At 29.0% G+C, this 20,674-nt stretch carries 12 protein-coding genes, 1 pseudogene and 1 riboswitch; of the genes and pseudogenes, 2 read left to right on the plus strand and 11 right to left on the minus strand.

All coding sequences use genetic code 11. From position 1 onward, the window contains the following. Window positions 1–147: 147 nt before the first annotated feature. The 3 genes from KGF36_RS06795 to KGF36_RS06805 form a co-directional block, all read right to left on the minus strand. Window positions 148–3,003 (minus strand): SrtB-anchored collagen-binding adhesin, encoded by a 2,856-nt coding sequence (locus tag KGF36_RS06795; protein ID WP_227827610.1) that lies wholly within the window; start codon window positions 3,001–3,003, stop codon window positions 148–150. A 116-nt stretch (window positions 3,004–3,119) separates the two neighbouring features. Next, a riboswitch (cyclic di-GMP riboswitch) is annotated at window positions 3,120–3,205 on the minus strand. 120 nt (window positions 3,206–3,325) lie between these two features. Continuing rightward, window positions 3,326–4,504: a cation diffusion facilitator family transporter gene (locus KGF36_RS06800; RefSeq protein WP_227827611.1), complete on the minus strand. Its 1,179-nt coding sequence runs from the start codon at window positions 4,502–4,504 to the stop codon at window positions 3,326–3,328. A 132-nt stretch (window positions 4,505–4,636) separates the two neighbouring features. Continuing rightward, window positions 4,637–5,587 (minus strand): DMT family transporter, encoded by a 951-nt coding sequence (locus KGF36_RS06805; protein WP_227827612.1) that lies wholly within the window; start codon window positions 5,585–5,587, stop codon window positions 4,637–4,639. 336 nt (window positions 5,588–5,923) lie between these two features. Between KGF36_RS06805 and KGF36_RS06810 the strand changes: the two genes are divergently transcribed. Continuing rightward, entirely contained in the window at window positions 5,924–7,297 is a 1,374-nt protein-coding gene (locus tag KGF36_RS06810; RefSeq protein ID WP_227827613.1) for a sigma-54 interaction domain-containing protein, read from the plus strand. 231 nt (window positions 7,298–7,528) lie between these two features. Here the strand turns inward: KGF36_RS06810 and KGF36_RS06815 are convergent, their stop codons facing one another. The 8 genes from KGF36_RS06815 to serS form a co-directional block, all read right to left on the minus strand. Further along, window positions 7,529–10,297 (minus strand): calcium-translocating P-type ATPase, PMCA-type, encoded by a 2,769-nt coding sequence (locus KGF36_RS06815; RefSeq protein ID WP_227827614.1) that lies wholly within the window; start codon window positions 10,295–10,297, stop codon window positions 7,529–7,531. Between the two features lie 171 nt (window positions 10,298–10,468). Then, on the minus strand, window positions 10,469–11,725 hold the full coding sequence (gene glyA / locus KGF36_RS06820) for a serine hydroxymethyltransferase (protein WP_227854642.1): 1,257 nt from the start codon (window positions 11,723–11,725) through the stop codon (window positions 10,469–10,471). Between the two features lie 70 nt (window positions 11,726–11,795). Next, window positions 11,796–13,298, minus strand: a complete 1,503-nt coding sequence (locus tag KGF36_RS06825) for an AbgT family transporter (RefSeq protein WP_227827689.1) — start codon at window positions 13,296–13,298, stop codon at window positions 11,796–11,798. Between the two features lie 97 nt (window positions 13,299–13,395). Further along, on the minus strand, window positions 13,396–14,580 hold the full coding sequence (locus KGF36_RS06830; RefSeq protein ID WP_227827616.1) for a M20 family metallopeptidase: 1,185 nt from the start codon (window positions 14,578–14,580) through the stop codon (window positions 13,396–13,398). 238 nt (window positions 14,581–14,818) lie between these two features. After that, entirely contained in the window at window positions 14,819–15,907 is a 1,089-nt protein-coding gene (locus tag KGF36_RS06835; protein WP_227827617.1) for a hypothetical protein, read from the minus strand. A 276-nt stretch (window positions 15,908–16,183) separates the two neighbouring features. Further along, window positions 16,184–16,888 (minus strand): response regulator transcription factor, encoded by a 705-nt coding sequence (locus KGF36_RS06840; protein WP_227827618.1) that lies wholly within the window; start codon window positions 16,886–16,888, stop codon window positions 16,184–16,186. Between the two features lie 113 nt (window positions 16,889–17,001). Further along, complete coding sequence (locus tag KGF36_RS06845) at window positions 17,002–18,507, minus strand: histidine kinase (RefSeq protein ID WP_227827619.1); 1,506 nt, start codon at window positions 18,505–18,507, stop codon at window positions 17,002–17,004. A gap of 199 nt (window positions 18,508–18,706) precedes the next feature. Next, window positions 18,707–19,978 carry a serine--tRNA ligase gene (gene serS / locus KGF36_RS06850; RefSeq protein ID WP_227827620.1) on the minus strand — a complete coding sequence of 424 codons (1,272 nt, stop codon included), beginning with the start codon at window positions 19,976–19,978 and terminating at the stop codon, window positions 18,707–18,709. A gap of 431 nt (window positions 19,979–20,409) precedes the next feature. Here serS and KGF36_RS06855 point away from each other — a divergent pair. Beyond that, window positions 20,410–20,574: pseudogene (locus KGF36_RS06855) on the plus strand (cupin domain-containing protein); the annotation flags it as partial. Between the last annotated feature and the right edge of the window lie 100 nt (window positions 20,575–20,674).

Consider the following 20,674-nt stretch of genomic DNA (forward strand, 5'->3'; position numbering starts at 1 on the left):
TATAGTTTTCTGGATTTTTTTTCTAAAAAACGATTATTTTTTTACATAATACTCCAAAAAAAAATATCTTCTAACAATATTCGCACTTAATAATATTGTTTTAGAAGATATTTTTTAATATTACTTATATTTTTATAATGTTAGGGTCTAATTGATATTTTTCTTTCTTCTCAATATAATAAGTCCTACAATAGCTCCTAACCCCAAAAGTATTTCTACAGTAATTGTAGTACTATCCCCTGTCTTTGGTGGCACTGGTGGATTTACTACAGTATTATCTTTTCCTGTATTATTCTTTTCCTGTGGCACTGGTGGGTTTACTACCTCTGGTATTGGAACAATTTGTTTAACAGGCTTTTCTATTGCATCTTCTGATGGTGGTATTGATGGATTTACTACCTCTGGTATTGGTGGATTTACCACATTTTCTGATGGTGGTACTGGTGGATTTATTGTTGCTTCCTCTGTATCAGATGGTCTTGATGGTTTACTTGGCTTATCTGTACTTGGTGGCACTGGTGGATTTACTGTTGGTTCATCTGTATCTGGTGGTACTGGTGGATTTACTGGAATATTTTCTTGTTTTACATTTTCTATATTTCCAATATCCACAATTTTACCAATATTTTTTCTATCAATTTCCACCTTTATTTTATCCTTTAATTTTTCATATCCACTTGGAGCCATGGTCTCCACTAAATAATATGTTCCTGGATTTTTGACACTAGATTCAATTATACCATCTTCATTACTAACTAAATCCTTAACTACTACTATTCCAAATGTATTTTCCAAATTAAACTTTGCACCTTCAAGAGCACTTTTATCTGAACTGTCTACTTTTTTAGCTTCAAAAGCATACCCTTGTTTAGTAGTTTCTACTCCAGGAGGACTTGAACCATTAATCTGAGCTACATTTTGTATAGTCTCTCCTACTTTTACATCTGTAAAATCTGCATCAAATGTAACCCAACCTTGTACAGGTTCACCTTCTTTTATCTGCTTAAATTCATATTTATTTACTAATCTTATAGTATTTTTCTCATCTCCAGCTTCTTTTTTAAGTTCAAGATTATCAGAGTATTTTATATTAGATATTTTTAATGCTGGATTTACTTCATCTAAAATATTTACTTGCCCTGCATCATAAACACCATAGGTTGACATGTTTATTTTATACTTAACTATTTGGTTATCATTGCCATCTAATACCTTTTTATCAACCTCTTTTTTGGCACTTATTAATCCAGAGTTCTTCTTAAAACTTATCTCGTCTCTTTTATCTACTTGACTATTATTTGCATCAAGAACAGCTCTATTTGTATAACTATCTTCAATACTAATAACTTTTAATGTATATGCTATAAAAAACTTTGATTCAACTTCTTCTTCACTAAGATTAATTGTAAATCCAGTTATAACTTTTTCTACTTGACCACTTTCATTTCTTTTTTCTTCTGTTTTATATGAAATATTATTTGCAATTTTTTCTTTACTCCAAGGAGTCCAGCCACCATTCATTGGAACTTCTACAACTCTAAAATCATGCCCAGCTTCTCCAGCAGTAGTTAATCTCATACCTTCTGGTATATTATCTGTTATAACCACATTACTTATTGGTGATTTGTCATCATTTATTGAAATTTGATAGTTGATTACTTGACCTACTTGAGTAATATTTGTTGCTCCTGAATGTCCCTTAGTCAAAAGATAATCATTTCCCCTATCAAATACACTTACAGTAGCATCATCTTCTTGCAATTTCTTACCAGCAGATTCTAATCTAGCTATATTCTTATATTTGTTACCATGTTTCGCATTTTCATCACTAATTCTAGCCTTATACTTAACAGTATACGCTTTGTCTATGTCTCCAAAATTAACTGAAATAGAATTTTCACCTTGTTCAATATTAAAATCACTTACTTCTTTTCCATTGCTTGCCACTACACTTACAGAATCTTTTATTAATGTCATTCCTTCAGGAAGCTCATCATATAAAGTAATGTCTTTTAATTCTTCCTCTTTTTCATTTACTTGTATACTATAATTTACATCTTTATTTTTAACTGGCATAAATACAGTAGTTGACTCTCTTCCTTCAACAAGCTTTTTAAGTGTTCCTTTAGCTTCTTCAATGTCTTCTTTATCGCCAGGCTTTATTTCTATATCTACATCTCCACTTCCACTTTCTATCTTTCCAGTAGTTTCAATATGAATTTTTGCACTTGTCTCTTCATCAACTTTATTCACATATGCTTCTAATCCAATTTTTCCTTGCATTACACTTTGACCATTGGGTAATTCTCTAAATGTAAGTGTATACTCTCCATTACTCTCTGTTTTATCAAAACATTCACTTGTATAATCTAAATTAACTTTATTAAACACATCTGGAACCTTAAAAGTTATTGAGTCACCTGCTTGTATCCCTTTTGATGTTGGAGTATAAGTTAATTTAAATGTAATTTTTTTCATTGACTCTGTTTCTATTGTATTATTATTAATTTTTACAACAAATCCATACTCTTCATTCTCTTCATTAAGTTCTTCTTCTAAAGTTTTAAGTAAATTTTCATCCTCTATTGGAGTTTGTTGTGGCTTCTTATTTTCTTCTTGTTTATCTCCTTCTGGAGTTTGTTCTGGCTTTTTATTTTCTTCTTGTTTATCTCCTTCTGGAGTCTGTTCTGGTTTTTTATCTTCTTCTTGTTTATCTCCTTCTGGAGCTTGTTCTGGCTTCTTATTTTCTTCTTGTTTATCTCCTTCTGGAGTCTGTTCTGGTTTCTTATTTTCTTCTTGTTTGTCTCCTCCTGGAGTCTGTTCTGGCTTCTTATTTTCTTCTTGTTTTCCATCTCCAGTTGGTGAATTATTTGAATTACTTTGGATAGACCCACTTCCTTCTAATTCTGACGCATAAGATACAGCTGGATATATTGTAGTAACTATCATACTTAAAATCATAATTAAACTGATTAATAATGCCTTCTTATTTCCTTTCCTCATATAGATTGCTCCCCTCTAATCTATTCGCACTTTTGTAAAGTTCTATAAATACATAATATAATTTAATTTCTTTTATCAAAAAACTATACAAAAAAAGCTATGAAATAAATAAAATTTATATTCATAGCCGGTTGCACCACTGACTCTGTATATCCATAAGGTGCCCAGTAATAGGATATACTTCAACGTCTCTATAATTTTTTTATAAAAATAATTAAAAATTATTATATTCAAATTAAATATAGTTATATATCTATTATATTATGTCTATATTTTATTGTCTATATTTTTTACATTTTTTCCCTTTATTTTTTAATCATCATTAAATGAAATCTTTATCTACAACAATGACACAATTATATTCAGGATTCATCTCCTTAACTAGTTTTGTTATATCTTCTTTTAAATCTTCTTCTGACATACCTTTGGAGAATTCAGAAGGATTAACTACTATATCAAATACTAAATTTTTCTTACTTCCTTTTCCAACTATCCTAAAATCATGCATAGATTTTATAAGACTATTTTTCTTAAGTATTTCTTCAAGTTCTCTTTTTGCTGATATAACTTCTTCATCATCAAGACATATAGGGTCCATATGAATTACCAAATATATATCCAACTTTTCAGATATTTCTCTCTCAGCAGTATCTATAATTTCATGAATTTCCATTATATCTATATTCGACGGAATTTCTGCATGTATAGATGCAATACATCTTCCAACTCCATAATTATGGATTATTAAATCATGTGTACCTATTATATGTTCATAAGATAATAATAATTCTAAAATAGATTTGACCATTTCTTCATCTGGAGCTTCTCCAAGAAGAGGATTTATAGTATCTTTTACAAGAGAAAATCCCGCATAAAGTATTACTAATGATACTACAATACCTACATATCCATCTATGGGCAAATTAGTAAATCTCGCCAAAATAAAAGATATAACTACACAGCTTGATGTAAATACATCTCCCAAAGCATCTAATGACACTGCTTTTAATGCTGATGAATTAATTTTATTTCCCATAAATTTATTAAAACGGCTCAACCATATTTTAACCATTATAGATGCAATTAAAAGTATAAGTGGCACTAATTCAAACTTTATAGGAACTGGATTTGTTATTCTTTCTATAGACGATTTCACAAATTGAAGTCCAACCAACATAACCATAAATGCTACTATCAATGCTGATAGATATTCTATTCTACCATGTCCAAAAGGATGTTCTTTGTCAGCTGGTTTACTTGCTAGTTTAAACCCTATCATAGTTATTGCTGAAGATGCCATATCCGAAAGATTATTAAATGCATCTGCCATTATAGCTATACTTGATGTAAGCATACCTATAGATACCTTTACTATAAATAAAACTAAATTAGATATTATACCTACTATTCCTGCTACATAACCATACTTGTTTCTAACACTTGCACTTTGGACATTTTCACTATCTTTAATAAATGTTTTAACTAGGATTTTTGAAAACACGAAACTACCTCCTTGTTTCATATTTTATGCACAAGTCTAAATTTTTATATCACTATTTATGATAACACAATTTAAATATAAAATTCCTGAAATTTACTCTATCCTAGCAAAATTTTCTTAAAGATTAATCTTTTACTTATTCACGGTTGAACATTCATTCATTATTGAACATTCACTTCTATAATTTTTCTTACTTTTATTAGTAGGCATTTTAGTTGGTGCTTTAGTAGCTACTAAGGCAGATACAATCATTATTAGTACACCTATTAATTTTATAAAAGAGAATGCTTCTCCTAATATAAACCATCCTATCAAAACAGATATTACTAACTCTATAGAACTTACAACTCCTGCAACTGAAAGTTCTATACCCATTTCTATTCCACCAACATAACATATGTATGCAAGTGCTGCTGGGAAAACTCCTATTCCTATAATTAATATTAAAGTACTAATATCAGTTACATGAGATATTATTAACCATGGTTTTGCTATTGGTGTTATAAATATTGAACCAAATAGGAATCCATAAATTATTATTGTAAAGCTAGAGCATTCTTTTAGCGCTCCTTTATTTATTATAGGCATGCATGCATATGTTAATGATGCCCCCAAACCTAATAAGAATCCAAATACATTTATTTCTGCAAATTCAAATCTTCCACCTAAAACTGCAACTATAGCACCTATAAAACATAATAGTATTGATAACCTTTTCATCTTGTTGATATTTTCTTTATATACTATATTTGAAAATAATGCTACAAATAGAGGTGAAGTGTAAAGCAGGACTGCAGCTATAGATATTCCTACACTACTTATAGCTTTAAAGTAACAAACATTAAAAGCTACCTGGCATATTATTCCACTTAACATTGAAAGCCCTATCACTTTTTTACTTGTTTTAAAAACTTCTGGTTTTTTTAATACACTGTATATAGATATCACTAGAAATCCTATAAAAGCTCTTGTAAAAGTAATTTGTTCTACTGTAAGCCCTCTCGCTATTAGATTACTTGAAAATAATCCAGTTGTTGCAAACAATGATCCAGCACAACCAATTAAAATATATCCTTTTTTCATGCAAATTCCCCCTTAAACTATTTCTCTTTATATAATTTAAGCAATTATAATGCCAATATTGAAAACTCTATAATTATTATTTTCAAGCTTAACTGATAAATAAAATTTGCTTATTCTTCTAAAAAGCAATATAATCAATTCATAATTGAATTATGTAATAATTTATATAATTCATTTTTGAATCACACTATAATTTACATAATTTATTTTTGAATTATATTACATCTTATTTAATTCATTTTTGAATTATTATTGTTTATATTCTACAAGTTTTAATTCATTTCTAATTTAAATTATGCTTTTTTATAAATTTTTAATTATTTGGAGGAGGTCAAAATGAAATATCCAAAAGATTTTTTTGAAAATATTTTAGAATTTTCACACGATGAGATATCAGTTTGTGACAAAAACGGAATAACATTATACTGTAATAAATCATTTGAGAACAACTATGGGTTAACAAGAGATGAAGTTTTAGGTAAAAGTGTTATGTATATACAAGAAAAAGGTTGTTTATTTCAGACTCCAGTAACAGAAGTAATAAGAACAAAAAAAGCGGTATCATTAGAACAACAATCTAAAACTGGTATAAAATTGATAATTACTGCAACTCCTTTATTTGATGAAAATGGAGATATCGAATATATAATAGAAAATTGTAGAGATATAACAGAATTAAACAATATAAAAGACAAATTAGAAGCTTCAAAAAAGACTATTGAAATGTATAAAAATGAAGTTGAAATGTACCATAGAAGTACAATACATATATTTGATGATATTGTTTTTAAAAGTGAATCTATGAAATCTATTTTTAAAACAGTTGACCAAATATCAAATTCAAACGTGAATATATTGATTTTAGGTGAGTCTGGGACTGGAAAAACCTCTTTAGCTAGATATATTCACTCTAAAAGTGATAGGAAAGAAGGCCCTTTTATAACTATAAACTGTACTACCATATCCCCTTCACTATTGGAGTCAGAGCTTTTTGGTTATACAAAAGGTGCTTTTACAGGTGCTAATAGCAAAGGTAAAATTGGACTTGTAGAATTGGCAGATGGCGGTACTTTGTTTTTAGATGAAATTGGTGATATTCCTCCTGGTCTTCAGGCTAAATTCCTCCAATTAGCTCAAGATAAAAAATTTATACAAGTTGGTGGTGTAAAAGAAAAAAAAGTTGATATTAGAATCATTTCAGCAACTAATGTGGATTTGTTTGGTCTTGTAAAAGAAAAACTGTTTAGAGAAGATTTATATTATAGGTTAAATGTTGTAAACATTAAAATCCCACCACTTAGAGAACGTATTGAGGACTTACCACTACTTATAGATACTCTATTTAAAAAGTACAATCATAAACTAAATATGAATAAGACTATCTCTAAGTCATTAATAGATAAACTTTCCCTTTATAGATTTCCAGGCAATATTAGAGAGTTAGAAAACTTGATACAGAACTTACTCATAACATCTAATAGTGAAAACATAAATTCTCTGCCTTTATCACTTGCATATATAGATTCAGATTTTGATGGAAACACATCTGAATCATTTAGTAATAAAAGTTTAGATGAATTATTATCTGAGTATGAAGGAGAAATTATAAGAAAAGTACATAGTAAAACTAAAAGTTCTTATAAACTAGCAAGCTATCTAAATATTTCTCAACCAAAAGCATATAGACTTATAAAGAAATATGTGAAATAATTTTTTCTTTTCATTAAATAAAAAGTTACTAATTATTTTTGAAAGAATTTATTATAAATGATAATATACTTCTCTCATGTTGAAAACAATTGTTTTGAATGTATATTAATACCTAAGTTAAAAAACAAAAATAGATAGTATATAATTAACTTAGTCTTGGATAGTATTCCTTACTAACTATCCAAGGCTAGTTTTTATTTAATTTATACTGTATTTTTTTAATATAAGACTCTATTTATATGACCTAATAAGTTTATTATTTTTCAACATTCTAAATGTAAATTTAACTATCTCATTAGATAATAAAATAGTCGATGCAAATAATATTACCTTTATCCACATATCAAACTCTAGTGACACTGAATTGAAGAAACTTTGGAATACTTGGGTAAATATTATTTGAATCACACCTGTCACAACTATTACTTGTAATGCTAATTTATTTTTAAATAGATTTGGTATTGTACTGTTTAATCCAAATTCTCTACAATTTAATGCATTAAAAAGAGCACTGAATGCAAATAAGGAAAATATAACAGTACCTTGTTCTTCTGGAGTTGCTCCCAATATGTTGAAAGCTGATTGTGTAAATACAATTGTAATCATAAGGATAGCATTTATAATAATATTTACAGACATAGACCTAGCTATTATTCCAGAATGTCTATTTATTGGTTTTCTTTTCAATACATAATCTCTAACAGGCTCTAATCCTAATGCTAACGCTGGAGGACCATCCATTATTATGTTTACCCATAATAATTGTATTGTGGTAAAAGGCATATCTTTACCAGTAAGTTGAGATATTATAGCAATTATAAATGCTACTATATTTACAGTAAGCTGGAACTGTATAAACCTTTGAAAGTTTTCATATATACCTCTTCCCCATTTTATTCCCTCTACTATGGTACTGAAACTGTCATCAGTCAATATTATATCAGCTGCATTTTTAGAAACTTCTGTTCCAGAAATACCCATTGCAATTCCCACATCTGCTTGACTAAGTGCAGGAGCATCATTTATACCATCACCTGTCACAGCTACGACTTCTCCACTCTTTTGAAGTGCTGAAACTATTCTCATTTTTGTATCTGGCTTGCTTCTTGCAACGATTGATATTCCCTTGATTTCTTTTCTTAATTCTTCATCTGTAAGCACATCTATATAAGTAGCTTCGACAGCTTTTTTTCCATCATTTAATAGCCCTAACTCATCTCCAATAGCAGTAGCTGTATTGATGTTATCCCCTGTAAGCATTTTTACATCTACCCCAGCACTAAAAGCTTTATCAATAGAATCTTTAACACCTTCTCTTAGTGGGTCTACTATTCCTACAAATCCGCTAAAAATTAAATTTTCTTCTTTTTCATAGCCTCTTGGATTTCCTATTAAATTCAATTCTCCTTCTGATGTTATTGCTACCTCTGTGCGAGATTTAGTCATTTTTTTGTAGGCAAACCCTAAGGTTCTCATAGATTTAATTTGTAACTTTCTAATTTCATCTAAAATACTTTTTTCTATTCTTGGAGTTATTGGAACAATATTTTTACCTTGCTGTACATAAGAACATTTCTTCAGTAATACTTCTGGAGCTCCTTTTGAAAGCAATATATCTGAGTCATCTTGACGAATTAATGTCGACATTTTCTTTTCTTCTGAGCTAAATGGTATTTGTGAGATTAAATAAGTTTGCTTTCTCATTTCAGTATAATCTTTATCATTATGGTATAAAAGTAATGCACACTCTGTTGCACTTCCTATATATTTAAATGAATTTTCTTCTTTTTCTATATCTGCTGTTGAGTTTACTATACAATTTTCTTCAAAATAGCTATTACTCTTATATTCTCCACCACTTACATATTTACCATCAATATAAGCTACTTCTACCATCATTTTATTTTGTGTCAAAGTGCCAGTCTTATCAGAACATATTACAGAAACAGAACCTATAGTTTCACAGGCTTCTTTCTTTGTTACTAATGCATTTATCTTTGCCATCTTTTGCATTGTTATGGCTAAAGTAATATTTATCATAGTTGGCAAACCTTCTGGTACTGTTGCAACTATTAAAGCAATACAAACCATATATGCATTTTTAGCAGGCTCTAATGATTGTAAAAAAGATAAAATACTGCTTGTATCTAAAATTAGCAGACCTCTTCTTTGCATTTGTATAATCATAAACATACATAATAATGTAGCTATTACACCTGATATACCTGCTATTTTAGCACCTAACTTACCTAATTTAATTTGTAACGGAGTTTGCTGTTCTTCATTTGATAAATTTTGTGCTATCTTGCCCATCTCCGTTTTATCACCAATACAAGTAACAACCATTATTCCTCTACCATATGCTACAAGAGTTCCTCCAAATACCATATTTATTTGCTTTGCAGGTATTGTATCTTGTTCAATTATTTCTGTTTTAGAATAAACTACTTCCATATCTAATATGGCATCAGCATTTTTAGCTACATCATCAGACTCTCCTGTAAGCATATCTTCTCTAAGCTTTAAATTTATAGACTGTATAAGTCTCCCATCTGCTGGTATCATATCTCCAGTTTCTATATATACAATATCTCCAGGAACTAAATTGTCTTTTGATATTTTAATTATCTTACCATTTCTAAGTGCTTTTACTTCTATGTTTTCTGTTAATTTTGATAAGGCATGAGCTGCCTTTTTGGATTTTCCTTCGGTTATTATACCTATGGAAATCCCAATAAAAATAGCCCCTAAAATCCCTAATGCATCATGAAGTTCTCCTACAAAAGAACTTATTACTGCTGCCCCCAGGAGAATTAATATCATTGGCTCTGTCAGACTTTCTCCCAACTCGTCCCAAAATGTTCGTCCTTCTTTTATCGTAAATTCATTTAATCCATATCTAAGTTTCCTTTCTTCTACCTCATTATCAGCAAGTCCAACTTCTGGATTTGTCTTTAAGTATTTTAAGACTTCTTTGGTAGGTTTATTATAATACCTCATAACTTTATCCCCCTTGTTAATTATCTATAGAGAATTATATGCTTATGATAGCTTGTATATTACTTTTCAAAAAAAATAAGGTGTTGATTAATCAACACCTTATAGTGGTTATATATTATTAGGTTTTATGTTATAGGCTTTATAGGTTATGAGCTATATAAATCAATATACTTAATCTTCAAAATATCCTTCTGGATACAATGGGAATTTAGCTATAAGTTCCTGAGCTTCTACTTTACATTCATCTAATACTTCTTTATTATCAATATTTTCTGATACCTTATTCATTATTCCTGCTATTTGTACAACTTCTTTTTCTTTAAGACCTCTTTGAGATATTGATGTAAGACCAATACGAACACCACTAGTTACAAATGGTGATTGTGGGTCATCAGGTATAACATTTTTGTTAACTGTTATTCCTACATATTCAAGAGCCTTTTCAAATTGCTTTCCTGTCAAATTTTTACTTCTTAAATCAACCATTACTATATGATTATCAGTTCCACCACTTACTATACTAAATCCATGAGAAATAAGTTCAGCTGCCAAAGTTTTAGCATTCACTACTACTTGCTCCATTATCTTACGAAACTCATCTGTCCCTAAATACAATAGCGAAAACGTTTTTGCTGCAACTGTGTTAAGATGTATAGAACCTAATGTCCCTGGGAAAACACCTTTATCAAGCTTCTTTGCATGTTCAGCTTTACAAAGTATAATACCACTTCTTGGTCCACAGAAAGTTTTTGTTGTAGATGAAGAAACAAAATCTGCATAAGGTACAGGACTAGGTATTACTTTTGCCGCCACCAAACCTGCAACATGAGCCATATCTACCATAAAATAAGCTCCTACTTCTTTTGCAACATTTGAGATTCTTTCATAATCTATCAACCTTGGATATGAACTTGCTCCTGCAATTATAAGTTTTGGTTTACACTCTTTTGCCTTCGCTTCAAGAGCATCATAATCTATACGACCAGTATTTGAATCAACCCCATAAAATTTATATTTATAAATATCATGTAAGAAGTTTACTGTACTACCATGTGTTAAGTGTCCCCCTTGGTCAAGACGCATACTTAAAACAGTATCATTTGGTTTTAATATTGCTGAATATACACAATAATTGGCTGTGGAACCTGAGTAAGGCTGTACATTTACATGTTCTGCTCCAAATATTTCTTTTGCACGTTTTATTGCTAGAGTTTCAAGTTTATCTGCTTCTTCAGAGCCTGCCTGAAAACGAGCCCCTGGATAGCCTTCTTCTGTTTTATTTGTAAATACACATCCACTTAATTCAAGTACTTCTGTTGGTGCTGTACTTTCAGAAGCTATCATCTCAATATTATGCTCTTGTCTAACCAACTCATCAGCTACAATCTTATATAACTCTGGGTCTGAAATTTTTGTTGTTTTTAACATAATAATCCTCCTCTTAATTAAAGTATATTTTTTTTAGTTTAATCTTTATTAATAAATTTATTATAAAGGTCTATAAAATGTAAGATATTCCTCCACCAGGTCCTAATGGTATGCCAATGCCCATGAATAGTAATAATATTATTATTTCTATTAATGTAAATACTACTGAGTATGGAATCATATTCGATATGACAGTACCTATACCTATATCTTTATCATACTTTCTAGCAAAAGCTAATATTACTGGGAAATATGGGAAAAGTGGACTTATTGGATTTGTTGAAGCATCTCCAATACGATAAGCTATTTGAGTTAATGCTGGATTAAAATCTAGTAACATAAACATAGGAACAAATATAGGTGCTAGAATTGCCCATTTTGCAGAAGCACTTCCGACAAATAAATTGATAAATCCAGATAATAATATAAATCCTATTATCAATCCATAACTAGGTATGCCCGATTCTGCTAAAGCTTTTGCCCCTGTTATTGATAAAATTGTTCCTAAGTTACTAAGATTAAATAAATTAATAAACTGAGATGCTATAAATGCTAGGACTATATACCCTCCCATATCACTCATACTACTGCCCATCATAGACACTAATTCTTTGTCATTCTTTATCTTATTACTTACTTTTCCATACACTAATCCTGGAGTTAAAAATATAATAGTAATTATTGGAACTATACCTTTCATTAAAGGTGCATTACTAGATAATATAGAACCAGTTTCTGGATCTTTCATAAATGCATTTTCACCTATGCATAAGGCAACTATCACTACTACTACAACTAACAATGATAATAAAGCGTACTTTATACCCTTATTTTCAAGTTCACTCAATTTCTGTATATCCTTATCATTTGTTGAATCATTATATTTTGAAAAACGAGGAGCTATAAATTTTTCAGTTACAAATGCTCCTGCAAAAGTTAAAACTATCGCTGATATAAAAGCAAAATAAAGGTTCATTGCTGGATTACCTTGGTAAGATGGGTCCATCATTTGAGCTGCTGGTATTGTAAACCCAGCTAACAATACATCTGTAGTACTAAGCATAACATTTGCTGCAAATCCCCCTGCAACACCTGCAAAAGCTGCAAACATACCTACAAGAGGATGTCTTCCAATTCCTAAAAACACAAGTGCTGCAAGTGGTGGTAATATTATAAATCCTACATCTGCTGCTGTATGTGATAACATACCTGCAAATACAATTGCTACAGTTACAAGTTTTTGCGGAACTTTACTTATCCCCTTTTTCATTAACACTTCCATAAATCCAGATTTCTCAGCAACACCTGCTCCAAGCATTGTAACCAATACTAATCCTAATGGAGCAAATGACTGGAAGTTTGTAACTATACTACCTAAATATGATTGAATCTGCTCTTTCTCTAGTAGATTTACTACCTTTACAACTTCTTTTGTAGAAGGATGTATTTCTTCTACTCCTAAACTAGATATAACTGCTGACAATATTAAAACAATTATGCATAGTAATAAAAATATGGTTACTGGGTCTGGAAGTTTATTTCCTGCTCTCTCTACAACATTTAATGCTCTCATCAATAATCCACTATCTTTGTTTTTTTCCTGTGAATTAATTTTCCTCAAACTAATCACCCCCATAAACTTTATCTCCAGAAATGCTCTATCTTAAATTTTATTTTTTTAATTTATCCATATAATTTATAACAGACTGACATAGTACATTTGTGCCTACTAATATAGAATTTTTATCAGCTTTAAATTTAGGATTATGCCACTGATACATACAATCTTGTTCTTTGTTGCCTACTCCTAACCAGTAAAAAAATCCTGGTGCTTTTTCCATAAATATAGAAAAATCTTCTCCTCCTGTAGAAGGTATTGGATCAACTATAGCATCTTCTGAATACAAATCACACACAGACTTACAAGCTATTGTATACATCTCTTTACTGTTTATAACGGCTGGTAGATCAAATAAATAATCTAGCTTTGCAGTTGCTTGATATCCACGAGCTATCTCACAAACTATATTTTCCAAATTTTCAGATATTTTCTTTCGTACTTCATTACTAAAGCTTCTACATGTCCCTGTCATATCTACATTTTCTGAAATCACATTATTTGCAGTTCCTCCATTTATAGTACCTATTGATATAACAGCTGGTTCTAATGGACTTATGTTTCTGCTTACTATGGTTTGAATACCCATTATAATTGCACTTGATGCTACTATAGGATCTATTGTTCTATTTGGTATACCTCCATGACCTCCAAAACCATTTACTTCTATCCTAATAGTATCTACTGCTGCCATTAATCCACCTAACTTAACACCCACTTTTCCACAAGGTATATCTGGGTGATTATGAAGACCAAATATAGCATCAACTTTTGGATTTTCCATTACTCCTCGTTCAACTAGCATCTTCGCACCTTTATTGACTTCTTCTGCTGGTTGAAATATAAACTTTACATTTCCATGGAGACTATCTTTAATGTGAGACAATACATATGCACATCCTACAAGGCAAGATGTATGTATATCATGTCCACATGCATGCATTATACCATCATATTTTGATTTGTATTCAATATCAACCTCTTCATATATTGGTAAAGCATCAATATCGCCTCTTAATGCTACTGTAGGACCATCATACTTTCCTTTTAATAATCCTACTACTCCTGTCTCCATTCCCAGGTCTAATATCTCTATACCTAAACTTACTAATAAATTTTTTATAGCTTTTGTAGTCCTAAATTCTTTAAAACTTAATTCGGGGTGCATATGAATATCTGTAAAAAAATCTAAAATATCTTCTTTATACTTTTCTGAGATTAAAATAAGTTCATGCATACTAACACCTCTCCAAAATTTTATTTTTTGATTTTTTGCTAATTTAACTACAAATTATATAAGTTACTAATATTTATAAAGATAGTTTTTATAAATTTAATTTTGTTTATATATATATTTTACTATATTATTTTAATTAAATATATTATCATATTTTGCAATTTATTTAACTATTTTGACTTTTTAAATTCAGATTATATAAAAAGTTTCTTTAACTAGAAAATATTAATAAGTGGCTCTATTCCTGACTTTGTGTTGATTTCTGTCTACATGTAATTGCTTTATATACCATACAAACTAAAATTAAAAGTCCCATATAACCTGTATATGGATATAAAATATTTACTAGTTTACCAAATGGTAAAAATCCACCTATACAAGCTAAAATAGCTATTACTGTTGTTACCAATTTAAATTTAGGATGCTCATCTTCAACAATTCTATTAGTTACAGACCATAAAAGTGGAACAGCTGTTGTATAAATACCTAATATAAGTGCAACTGAGAAACATACACCTATAATAGGAGCTATATTATCCGCTAAATAAAGTGATGGTATTTCTTTCATGTACAAGTTTCCTATATCTGAAATCATAGCCAAATACATAACTATACCAGCAGTCATAAATACAACTCCACCTAATAAACCTCCCCAGAAAGCATCCTTTTTACTTTCAATAGAAGCTCCCATTCCTGTTAAAAAGACAATCATTACAATAATATTTAATGTATTATATATTACACCTGAAATGATTGGACTTTCTGATGCTTTTGTAACTTCAATATTTTTCATAGCTTCTCCAACCATAGATAAACCATCAAAATGCTTAAATAAGCTTATTAATCCAACAGCAATTGTAAATACTGCTATCACTGGTCCAATACGACCAAGTATACTTACTAATTTTTCTAGACCCATAGATACTGTAATCAAGGTAGCAACAGCCATCAACACTCTTCCAAAATAAGGATTTATACCATAATATTCAGTTAAAGTTGAGCCTGCACCTGAAATCATTACTATAAGAATCCCAAATAAAAATATTGGACTAAACCATTCGTAAAATTTTCCTAAAATCTTCCCACAATAAAAAGTGTAAATTCTTGTTGGTTCTTTAAGTTTTAATTCTCTACCTCTAGTTATAACTTCAGCACCAAGAAATGAAAATAACACCATTGATATTAACGCCCCAATCAGCCCCATATACCCTTGTGAGGCAAAAAATTGGAGTATTTCTTGACCAGTAGCAAATCCAGAACCAATTGCTGTTGCTAAATAAGCACCCGCAATACAGATAATATTTTTCACATTGACTTTGTCTGACATATTAAATTACCTCCATTATAAAGTTACCTTCTTTAACAAATATAAATTCAAAATAAATTAAATGAAAATTCTGTCTTTTTAGAATAGTATTTGACTTACTTTTTTTATTTTTATATCTTTTTATTTTTATTTATATATATTTTTTTATATAAATAGGTACAGCTTTTATAAGGTTTAATATTATTAAATATATTTAAAGCGCTTTAATTTTTATTATAATTAAAGTATACTTACTCAGACATATTCAAACAATTATCTATATTGACTTTTTATTTATCAATTTCGATTTTTAGTATTCAATTTATAAACTTTTGGAGTTACTCCTTTTTCTATCTTAAAGTTTTTATAGAAGTTATTCAGACTATTATATCCAACTATTTCTGCAATCTCATTTATACTTTTTGTAGTATTTTCAAGTAAATCAATAGATTTTTCTATTCTTATATGATTTAGATATGATATAAAAGTCGTATTCAAATTACTTTTAAAAATCCTAGATATATTAGATGGATTGGTTAAAAATAATTTAGCACAATCATTTAACTTTAAGTCATCACTATAATTTAGATTTATATATTCCAGTATTTCATTTAATAAATCATTATTAGTATATTGATATCCGATAATCTTTTCTACAGACTTAGTAAATTCTTTCATATCTAATGGTTTAAGGAGTATATCTTTCACATTTAATCTCAAAGCTTTTTGAGCATATTCAAAATAGTCAAAAGCAGTTATTACTACAAAATTTATTTTTTTAGATAGGTAAGATGTTTTTTCTATTACTTCTAACCCATTGTATATTGGCATTTGAATATCTATAAAAACTATGTCTGGCTCTAAATCAATTATTTTCTCTACTGCTTCATCGCCGGATGTTGCTTTATCAACAATTTTTATTGGCATATCTTTCATTTCTATAAAGTGTGTTATTATTTTTAGAACAGCTTCTTCATCATCTATTATTAGTGCTCTTCTCATGAGAATTCCTCCCTTTTAGCTTAATAATATAAAAAAGCAAGATATATAAAACAACATAAAAACATCTAATATATTTCTTAATATTTATAAAACTTATTAATTTTATATAAGTTCTATACATACTCCTTATAATTTTCAATAGGAATTTTAATCATTATGTAAGTCCCCTCATTATCACTTGACTTTATATCCATATCAAAATTATTTCCATAAGCAGATGTAAATTTTGTATATATTAGAGACAAACCATGACCATTATTACTACGAATACCTGCCTTTATTTTGTCTATACTATTTTCTTCTAAGATAGTTCCATTATTATGAATTTCTATAATAGCATACTGGGAATCTACTCTAGCAATTATTTCTATTCTCTTTTTTGAATCAATATCTCTAAACCCATGTGTAAATGCATTCTCTACAATAGGTTGCATAAAGTTAAAAGGTACAGAAAGGTTATATAGCTTCCTTGGAATAAGGTACTTTACTTTAAGTTCATCTCCATAACGCAATTTCTGTAAATTCAAATAATTTTTAATATATAATATTTCAGATTCTAATTCTACAAATCGTAAATCAGACCTCATTGTATATCTAAACATTTTTGATAAATCTATTATTGCACTATACAAATCATAACTACCATCATCAAGTGCTATGCTTGCCATTGAATTTAGAGTATTAAATAAAAAATGATGATTTATTCTTAAGTTAGTAACCATATCTTGAGCTACCTTTAAATTCATTTCAAGTTGTTCTCCATAGTGATATGTTCTTGCAATAGTTTTCTCTTTTTCCTGTAAATCCTTTCTTATATCATTAAATGAACAAAAATTTATTATGTTTTTAGATATTTGTTTCAAAAGACGTTTTATACTTCTAGCAGCACCTTCTGGTATATCATATAAATTACTATGTGTTGTATCTAAATTTAAATCAGATAATAATACATATCCTCCTCTTATAACACCTATACTATTATTTTTGTATAATATAGGTATATTATATATAGTTATCCCATACTTACATACAAATTGGTTGCTACTTTTTTGATTCATACAATCACAATTTTGAGGAAATTTCATAGGATTACATTTTTCAAAACAAAATAGTGGAAAATAAGGATTTTTTAAAACTATATTCCATGAATCATCATATATAATCAATGGAATTCTAAATGGGTCTATAAATTGACCACGAATTGATTCTACAGCCGCATACAAATTTAAAGTACTTTCGCTATAATTTATTAAAGTCTTCTTCAAATAATTATTAGGATTAATATCTATAACTTCACTCTCTCCTACATCATCTACATTATTGGAAACAATAAGCTCTTTTATTGGTCTATCTCCTGTATTTATAGACTCATGTGTGCTACCAGATTCTATATAAAAAATCATACCTTGGGAAAATGGCTTCCAAACTCCATTTATAATATACAATCCCTCTCCTTCTAAAATATATATCATCTGTTCTTGCCCATAATGAACATGATTAAAATGTTTTTTACCTGGCATAGTCACTGCAATATATATATTCATAGCTTGTTTTGGGTTATTCTCATCATAACTATGTTTCCATTCAATATATCCCCACTCAGTATTTTGAATTTTCATAAAAAAACCCTTTCTGTTTATAGATTATTTATATTCATTTATCTTTAAATAAATTAGTAAATAAAAATGTGCACATACTCTTTCATATGATAGCTATACTATATCAATATTCATTAGTTTGTACACATTATTATATTAATTATTATTTTTTTAATTATTTATAGCTTACTTTATTATTTAAAAATATATATTTCAATTATTATTTAATAATAGAAACACCCATATATGGTCTTAAAACTTCTGGAACTATTACAGAACCATCCGCTTGTTGGTAATTTTCCAATATAGCCGCTACACTTCTTCCAATAGCCAATCCAGAACCATTTAATGTATGTGCATATTCGGCTTTAGAATTTTTATCTCTTTTAAATCTTATTCCAGCTCTTCTAGCTTGAAAATCTTCACAGTTTGAACAAGATGAAATTTCAACATATCTGTTGTAGCTTGGCATCCAAACTTCTACATCATATTTAAAAGAAGCTGTAAAACCTAAGTCACCTGTACATATTTTTACTACTCTATATGGTAAATTTAATAATTGTAGCATAGTCTCAGCATTATTAGTTAATTTTTCTAATTCATTGTAAGATTCTTCTGGTGCTACTATTTTTACCATTTCTACTTTATTAAATTGATGTTGTCTTACCAAACCTCTTGTATCCCTTCCAGCAGAACCAGCTTCTGACCTAAAACAAGGAGTATATGCAGTATAATTTATTGGTAATTGCTCAAACTTAAGTATTTCATTAGCATGTATATTAGTTAATGGAACTTCTGATGTTGGAATTAAAAAGTAATCTAATCCTTCTATCTTGAACATATCCTCTTCAAACTTAGGTAGTTGTCCTGTACCCAAAAAACTATTTCTATTTGCCATAAATGGTGGAATAATTTCTGTGTATCCATTTACTGTTGTATTTGTATCTAGATAAAAATTTAATAATGCCCTTTCTAATCTAGCTCCTAATCCCTTATAAAGAGTGAATCTTGAACCAGTTATTTTCCCAGCTGTTTCAAAATCAAGTATACCTAACTCAGTTCCTATTTCCCAATGAGCTTTAGATTTAAAATCAAAGCTAGTCGTCTTACCCCAAGTTCTCACTTCAACATTATCTTCATCAGTTTCCCCTTGTGGTACTTCTGGATGTGGTACATTTGGAATTCTCATTAACAAATATTCCATCTTGTCCTCTACATCTTTAAGATTTTGGTCTATAACTTTAATCTTGTCAGATAACTCTTTTAGTTTAGCTTTTTCATCTTCTACATCTTTACCTTCTTTTATAAGATTTGGTATATTTTTAGATGCAATATTTAACTCATTTTTCATAACCTCAACTTCTTGAAGAATTTTTCTTCTTTCATCATCTAACTTAACTACTTCATCAAGATTAAAGGCTTTTTCACCCCTTCTTTCCATTGCTTTCCTTATACAATCTAAGTTTTCCCTTATTCTTTTTATATCAAGCATTTTTTCCTCCTCAATACTTTAAGATTGGATGTTATCTCTTAATCTCAGTTAACTTTGATAATAGTATATTTGCTTAAGGTTAAGAAATCTTTTTCTGTCTTATCCGAACCTATTATTTTTATTTAGTTATATTTTACTCACTTTTTTACATATTGTCAAATTATATTTAATTAAATTAATATTATTTAACTTTTTATCATTAACCTTACTTTTACTTTCATTATAATTATACTAATTTTAGCAATCAATTATCTATTTTGACTTTTTCTTTATCAATCTTATATAGTTATCAATTTTTATATAAATTTTTTTACCTTATGATATAATTCTTTATATACTCTTTGTCAGATTTTAGAATAGGAGGATTTTAATTAGTAATTCAAGTATAGGCAGAAAATTGACTTTATGTAGAAAAAAATGGGCATTCTGGAGACGAAGTTGCTTATATACTTAAAGGAAGTGTTGAGCTTAGTTTGGAAGATGATATATTTGAATTAAATGAAGGTGATAGTGTAAAAATACCTTTTGGTATGAGACATAAGTGGGGAAATCCAAATGAAGTTGAAAGTAAGGTAATCTACATAGTAGTGTCCTAAAAATATAAATTTTCAAGGTAGAATTAATAAAATTATGGCAATGACCCTTTAGACCTAATAAGCTAACCATTCAGTCATATATAATATTATTAATTCTACC

The sequence above is a fragment of the Clostridioides sp. ZZV14-6009 genome (assembly GCF_020658095.1).
Taxonomy (GTDB): Bacteria; Bacillota; Clostridia; order Peptostreptococcales; family Peptostreptococcaceae; genus Clostridioides.